General features: G+C 40.3%; 7 protein-coding genes and 1 pseudogene. 3 read left to right on the top strand and 5 right to left on the bottom strand.

Going from position 1 to position 6,902, the window contains the following annotated elements; genetic code table 11:
- Positions 1–424: 424 nt before the first annotated feature.
- The 5 genes and pseudogenes from rpoZ to ACVRZ8_RS10615 all read right to left on the bottom strand — a co-directional run bounded on the left by rpoZ (position 425) and on the right by ACVRZ8_RS10615 (position 4,624).
- Positions 425–739: a DNA-directed RNA polymerase subunit omega gene (rpoZ, locus tag ACVRZ8_RS10635; protein WP_447449302.1), complete on the bottom strand. Its 315-nt coding sequence runs from the start codon at positions 737–739 to the stop codon at positions 425–427.
- Positions 740–760: 21 nt separating this feature from the next.
- Complete coding sequence (gene gmk, locus ACVRZ8_RS10630; protein WP_447449301.1) at positions 761–1,390, bottom strand: guanylate kinase; 630 nt, start codon at positions 1,388–1,390, stop codon at positions 761–763.
- Positions 1,391–1,512: 122 nt separating this feature from the next.
- Positions 1,513–2,574 (bottom strand): annotated as a pseudogene (ftsY, locus tag ACVRZ8_RS10625) (signal recognition particle-docking protein FtsY); the annotation flags it as partial.
- 432 nt (positions 2,575–3,006) lie between these two features.
- Positions 3,007–3,840, bottom strand: coding sequence for a Cof-type HAD-IIB family hydrolase (locus tag ACVRZ8_RS10620; protein ID WP_447449300.1), 834 nt, complete (start codon positions 3,838–3,840; stop codon positions 3,007–3,009).
- Positions 3,833–4,624: a Cof-type HAD-IIB family hydrolase gene (locus ACVRZ8_RS10615; protein ID WP_447449299.1), complete on the bottom strand. Its 792-nt coding sequence runs from the start codon at positions 4,622–4,624 to the stop codon at positions 3,833–3,835. The genes ACVRZ8_RS10620 and ACVRZ8_RS10615 overlap by 8 nt, the downstream gene beginning before the upstream one ends.
- Before the next feature lie 182 nt (positions 4,625–4,806).
- On the opposite strand from ACVRZ8_RS10615, the gene ACVRZ8_RS10610 reads away from it, so the two are divergent.
- Genes ACVRZ8_RS10610 through ACVRZ8_RS10600 form a run of 3 tightly spaced genes read left to right on the top strand, consistent with a single transcriptional unit; the run spans position 4,807 to position 6,742 of the window.
- On the top strand, positions 4,807–5,169 hold the full coding sequence (locus ACVRZ8_RS10610; RefSeq protein ID WP_447449298.1) for a GntR family transcriptional regulator: 363 nt from the start codon (positions 4,807–4,809) through the stop codon (positions 5,167–5,169).
- Positions 5,170–5,194: 25 nt separating this feature from the next.
- The gene (locus ACVRZ8_RS10605) at positions 5,195–5,893 is read left to right on the top strand and encodes an ABC transporter ATP-binding protein (RefSeq protein WP_447449297.1); all 699 of its coding nucleotides are present in this window, start codon (positions 5,195–5,197) and stop codon (positions 5,891–5,893) included.
- A 12-nt stretch (positions 5,894–5,905) separates the two neighbouring features.
- Complete coding sequence (locus ACVRZ8_RS10600; protein ID WP_447449296.1) at positions 5,906–6,742, top strand: ABC transporter permease; 837 nt, start codon at positions 5,906–5,908, stop codon at positions 6,740–6,742.
- Positions 6,743–6,902: the final 160 nt, after the last annotated feature.

Genomic DNA, 6,902 nt, shown 5'->3' with positions numbered 1-6,902 from the left:
GGGGACCTTCGCTAAACAACTCACTAACTCGCCTTACACAATAGCATCGATTGTGTCGGCTCCTGTCGCTTAAAAAAATATCCTGTCAACTATAATCACTAGACATTCTACGCGAAGTCCTAGGGGACCTTCGCTAAACAACTCACTAACTCGCCTTACACAATAGCATCGATTGTGTCGGCTCCTGTCGCTTAAAAAAATATCCTGTCAACTATAATCACTAGACATTCTACGCGAAGTCCTAGGGACCTTCGCTAAACAACTCACTAACTCGCCTTACACAATAGTATCGATTGTGTCGGTCTTTTATCCTTTAACCGCTAAAAGTCAAGTTTGCGGCAAAATGAATAGAGTTAGCATTTCCTATCCATAACTTCGTTTTTTGCGACTTGATAAATGAGAAAAATCCAAGATTTTATAAACCTCAGATTTTTTCTCCTTCTTCTTTTTCTTTAGCAATTTGTTCTTTAATTTTACGCTCTTCTTCCTCAGCTGCCAAGCGTTCCGCAACTGCTTTCAGTCGAACAGCTTCGCGTTTTGCCTCTGGATCTGGATGAATGGTAACATTGCCAGACTCAATTTCTTCGAGGGCTTGAAGCGTTGGTTTTACAGATGTGAATTCTTGAGTAGGTTTAGCACCTTCTTCTAATTCATGCGCACGCTTTGCCTGTAAAATAACGAGGGAATATTTTGAAGGAACCTTGTCCAAAAGTTTATCAATAGACGGTTGTAACATCATAAGTTTTGTACCTGTTTCTAATTATTTATCTGAAAATTTTTTATCCGAAATCATGTTTTGATAGCGGCCAATAACACGGTCAACACGATAATGCTCTGCTTCAATGACACGCTTAACACGTTCTGCGGCAAGCGGTACTTCATCATTAACCACAGCATAATCATACTCACGCATAAGGGCAATTTCTTCACGCGCACGCGCAATGCGCTTGGCAATAACTTCCTTGGAGTCCGTTCCGCGTCCTACTAGACGATCTTCTAGCTCCTCCAGATCAGGCGGTGTCAGAAAAATAAAGACGGCATCTGGCACTTTAGCTTTGACCTGAAGAGCCCCTTGAACTTCAATTTCAAGAAAGACATCAATGCCCTTGTCTAACGTTTCATTAACATAAGTCAGAGGAGTTCCATAGTAATTGCCAACATACTCTGCATATTCCAGCATTTGGCCTTTACGAATCAGTTCTTCAAATTCCTCACGGCTGCGGAAAAAATAATCCACACCATCAACCTCACCCGGGCGCTGCGGACGGGTTGTCATGGAGACCGAATAATTAAACCTATGATCTGGTGTTGAAAAAATTTCCTGACGAACGGTTCCTTTGCCAACACCAGAAGGACCTGAAAAAACAATCAAGAGTCCGCGTTCAGACATGTTATACTCCTTTGAGATTACTTTGACTGTCAGCAGTCAAAAACCAAAAAACGTTCTTTACTAGTTTAGCAAAAAATAACCTAATCTTCAAGGTTTCTATTCTGCAATAAACCGCTAGGTTTTTATATCAAACCTTCTAACAAACCTCTCATGAAATCTTCCGAATGAAACTCCCCAATATCATCAATTTTTTCACCAAAACCAATGAGTTTAACAGGAATGTCCAATTCTTGACGGATAGCCAGCACAACTCCGCCCTTAGCCGTTCCATCCAGTTTCGTCAAAATCAGTCCCGTCAGCGGTGTCATTTTAGAAAATTCTTTAGCTTGGCTAAGCGCATTTTGGCCTGTTGAAGCATCTAAAGCCAGCAAGGTTTCATGGGGAGCATCTGGTACTACACGTTTGATAATACGGCCAATTTTTTCAAGCTCTGCCATAAGATTGTCTTTATTTTGCAAACGGCCAGCCGTGTCAATCATGAGCACATCAATGCCTTCTTCAACAGCTTTTTCCATTCCATCAAAAACAACAGAGGCAGGATCTGCCTTTTCAGGTCCAGTCACCACAGGAACCTCCACACGGCGTCCCCATTCAACCAGCTGAGCTACAGCTCCAGCCCGAAATGTATCAGCTGCCACAAACATGACCTTTTTGCCTTGATTCTTGTATTTATAAGCCAATTTCCCAATTGATGTTGTCTTTCCAACACCATTGACTCCAACAAAAAGCATCACAGTTAAGCCATCTTGAAAATTGATAGCTTCATTGTAAACATCGTCTTTCTCATAAATATCTACTAGCTTTTCGATAATAACCCGCTGCAAATCCTCTGACTTCTTAGCGTTTTCCAATTTGGCTTCCTGACGGAGCTCCTCAGTTAGCTGAGTCGCAACAGTGACACCAACATCAGACAGGATGAGCATTTCTTCCAGTTCTTCGAAAAATTCTTCATCAACACTGCGGAAATTAGCAAAAAATTCATTGAGTCTAGCCGCAAATCCAGTGCGTGTCTTCTTTAGAGTACGATTGTATTTTTCCTCAGTTGATTCTTTTGAATCGGACTGTTCTGACACTGGTTCTTCTTCCCGTGTTTGAACAGCTTCAAAGCTGATAGCTTCTCCCTTTTCAGCCGCCTTAGCTGCTGCAGCTTTTTTAGCGTAATAATCCGCCATCAAATCTTCAAAACGATTTTGGCCAGGGGAGGCTGAAGGAGCTTCTTCTGCCGAAGTTTCACTGTCAGTTGCTGCCGGCTCAGATGAATTGACTTGCTCTGCAGATTTCTCACTGCTTTCTGACTGGCTGTCTTCATTCAAGAACGGCTCTGTCATGTCTGGTTTCTCCTCGCCAACCGTTGTTTCTTGATTTTTTGGCTCGCCTTTTTGAACAGACACTCTGTCATTAAAGTCGATAGCCTTTACGGTTTCAAAACGGTCAAACTGTGCTGTCTCAGACTGCAATTGCTCTGATTGCTGAACTTCCGAAAATACTTCTGCAGAATCCCTAATATTTTCTTCCTGATTAGAAGCAAGACTGTCAGACGGCTCTGTACTGGCAGCAGTTTCTTCTTTTTTTCCAAACAAACGGTCAAATAATCCCATTGTTTCTCCTTCCTACAATTAATTTTCTTCATCGAATTGGCTGAGAATGTATTTTTCGACCGCCCAGCCAACGCCATTTTCATCATTATCTTTTTCGGTAATGGCATCTGCCACATCTCTCAGGGCAGGCACCGCATTTTTCATAGCCACACCAAGGCCTGCCCACTGGGTCATGGTCAAATCATTCTCTTCATCCCCAACAGTCATGAAATTTTCTGAACTAAGATCCAAATGCTGCGCTAAAAGTTTAAGTCCTGTAGCCTTATGAACGCCCTTAGGCATGATTTCCAGAACAATATCACGTGATTTGCAAATCTCAAATTTGCTGTGAAGCTCCTCAGAAATTTTAGGAATCTGGGCGTCCAAATATTCTTGCTCAAAAGCAACAATAACTTTATTAATCACCAAGTCTTCCGGAATGGCATCAGGTGTATCTACCTCATGAAAAGTCAAAAGCGGATTAACAGCTTGATATAAGGATGCCCTACCTACTTGATTAATTTCATAAACTTCTGCATCAGATAAAACATCCAGAGGCAAGCCCAGCGGAGCAATTTCTTTATAGATTTCACGTACCTGATCCAGACTAATGGTCGTCTTATCCAAAATCTCACCCGTCGTACGTTGTACCATTCCGCCATTAAACGTAATGATATATTGTTCATCAGAACGCAGGCCAATTTCATCAATCAGCCATTCAATAGCCTTTAAAGGACGGCCAGTTGTAATGACAACTTTAACCCCCTTGTCACGTGCCCGACGCAGCACCGCCTTATTGCCTTCTGACACCTTTTTTTGAGAATTGAAGAGTGTATTGTCCAAATCCAATGCTACTACTTTAATTTCAGCCATTATTTACCAGCCTTTCCATATAATCCATTACTGCGCCATCGGCATGGTGGCCAATAACCTCATCTGCGATAGCTTTTATCTCATCTCGTGCGTTTTCAGTGGCAATAGCAGAGCCCGCAAAGATAAGCATTTCTTTATCATTAAGATTATCGCCAAAAGCGATAACATCATGTACCGGCAAGCTCAGCTCCTGACAGAGATGCTCAAGTCCAAATCCTTTGTCAACACCTTCAATGATGATATCCATAGCATCAAATCCTGTCGTAACGGCGGTTTTGCCCTGTAAATTAGCATTAAGCCAATCTTCGCGCTCAAGCACCGTCTCATCCGTAAATTGAGCCGTTAATTTAAAAACATCATCTGTCACAGCTGCTAGATCTGTCAGCTGAACATTCTCGTAATAATGTTTGACACGTTCAATATAAGCATCTTCTGAATCTAGCGGTGCATAGGCTCCCTTACGGCCGGACAGAAGTAAACCCTGACAGTCTGCAAAAGATTGAATGACATCTGCTGTATGCAGGTAATCCTCCCTGGCCATTTTAGCCTCGTAAAGCAGGTTTCCCTTATACTGAATGACAGAACCATTTTCGGCGATAAGAACAATCCGTTCTACAAAATCTTCGAATAATTTTTCTAAAGCAATCAAAGCTCTACCCGAAGCAACCGCAAAGAGATAACCCTTAGCATCACAGGCATCTAAGAGACGCTCCAAGCGCTTTTTATCATAGGTTCCCTGTCCGTCTAAAAAGGTACCGTCCATATCTGTTGCTAAAATTTTCACTTCATTACCTCTTTACATTTATACGCGTATGCCTATTGTACCAAAAAAGAAGGCAGAATGGGATAGGCAAACGGATATTTCAGGTATTCAATAATTTGCAAGGCTTTTGATTTGCAAAAACTATCATTTTAATGTATCATAAATCTAATACACCTATTATATTAAATAAGAAGGGAAAAGTTATGGCTTGGTTATTCGATGAAAAATCTCCGATTTATCTACAAATCGCTTACCAAATCAAATTAAAAATTATTTCAAAGGAAATTGGTATTGGGCAGCAGCTCCCTCCTGTTCGTGAATATGCTCAGGAAGCAGCCGTCAATCCTAATACTATGCAAAGAGCCTTTTCGGAGCTGGAGCATGAAGGACTTGTTTATTCTGTTCGCACAGCAGGACGCTATGTAACGGATGATGCACAGCTCATTGAACAAAAACGGCAGGAAATTGCACAATCGCTCATGGAAAATTTTGTTAAGGACATGAAAACCATTGGTTTTAGCAGCTCTGACATTCAAGAAGCTATTACCACCTTTACTGAACAGTAACAAAGAGGAAGGAGCTACAGGGGATATGCAGGAACTCATCACTCTAACAAATGTTAGTAAGAATTATGGAAAGAAACAAGCTTTAAAGGAACTCAATTTAACAATCCCGTCTGGAAAGATTATCGGGCTTTTAGGACCAAACGGCAGCGGAAAGACCACTGTCATCAAATTATTGAATGGTTTGCTGCAGCCTAGCAAGGGGACTGTTTTAGTTGACGGGCATACACCGTCAGCTCAGACGAAGGCAGAAATTTCTTACCTTCCTGATACGACTTATCTGAATGAACACCAAACCATTCAGAGCTGTTTAAATTTTTTTAAGGATTTCTATGCTGATTTTCGTACAGATGTGGCACTTCAGCTCCTAAAAGATTTAAATCTTGACCCTTCCGAACGTCTAAGAAGCTTGTCTAAAGGTAATAAAGAAAAAGTTCAGCTAATTCTTGTTATGAGCCGTCAGGCTAAACTTTATCTTTTAGATGAGCCTATTGGCGGTGTTGACCCCGCAGCCAGGGACTATATTCTTCAAACGATTATCAGTCAATATTCCGAAGATGCTTCTGTTATCATCTCAACTCATTTGATTGCTGATATAGAACCTGTGCTTGATGAGATTATCTTTCTCAAAGAAGGAGAGATTAATCTTCAAGGCAATGCAGATGATATTCGAGAAGCCAATGGTAAATCCATTGATAAACTTTTTAGAGAAGTTTACCATAGCTAGGGGAGGATACACATGTTTTGGAAATTAGTTAAATACGAATTTAAATCAGTCGGTAAATGGTATATCAGTCTTTATGGTATTGCCTTTGGGCTATCCATTGTCCTTGGTGTCTTCTTCCGTAATCTCCTTAGTGAGGCCTCACTAAAGGCTACAGAAATTACAATCCCTGATGAACGAATGGGCTGGCCTCTTGCAATCCTTTTTGTTATTTGTTTTTTAGGTTTTGTGTTTGTTTTATCCACAATCATTATCTCAACTGTTGTTTTAATCATCAGACGCTTTGCTACTAATATTTATGGCCGTGAAGGATACCTGACCAATACACTCCCTGTCAATCAGCATCAATTGATTTTTTCTAAATTGTTAGCTGCTTCTTCTTGGTCTGTATTATCTGGCATAACGTTTTTATTGAGTATCTTCCTAGTTGCTACCGTTGCCTCTACTGATTCTTTTTTTGAAAGCCTTACGTCCTCCTTTGAAGGTTTTAGAGATGGATACTTTGGTAAGACTGTTAATTTTAATTTTCCTCTCTTTTTCCTGTCTATCGTTTACATCATTGTATCAGTAATAAATGCTATCTTAGGTTACTATCTTGCTATTTCTATTGGCAGTCTCTTTAAAAACCATAAGGTTTTGATGAGTTTTGTAACTTACTTCACCATTGCTGCTATAGCAAGTACCATATCGGCATGGGGAGCAGATCTCTTAAATATTAGTTTTACGAATGCGACAACCGCTGCTGATTTTACTGCTTATTTTCTATATACCACTATAATTGTCCTTATTTACTCAGTACTTTATTACTTCGGAACACACTGCATTCTCAAAAAACATCTCAATTTAGATTAATAAAAAATCCTTTCATCAGAAAGGATTTTTTATTGGCTCTATAATATCTGTAGTGGGTAAATCTCATTCAGATATTATAGGGCTTTTTGAGTGTATACACAAAAAGTCCCATATGACTTATAATGAAAAGCGACAAAACCATCATTAGAAAGATTCCTAT

This window comes from Streptococcus dentiloxodontae (assembly GCF_053206925.1).
Note: the sequence above shows the minus strand (reverse complement) of the source record. Positions and strands in the feature narration are given on the sequence as shown.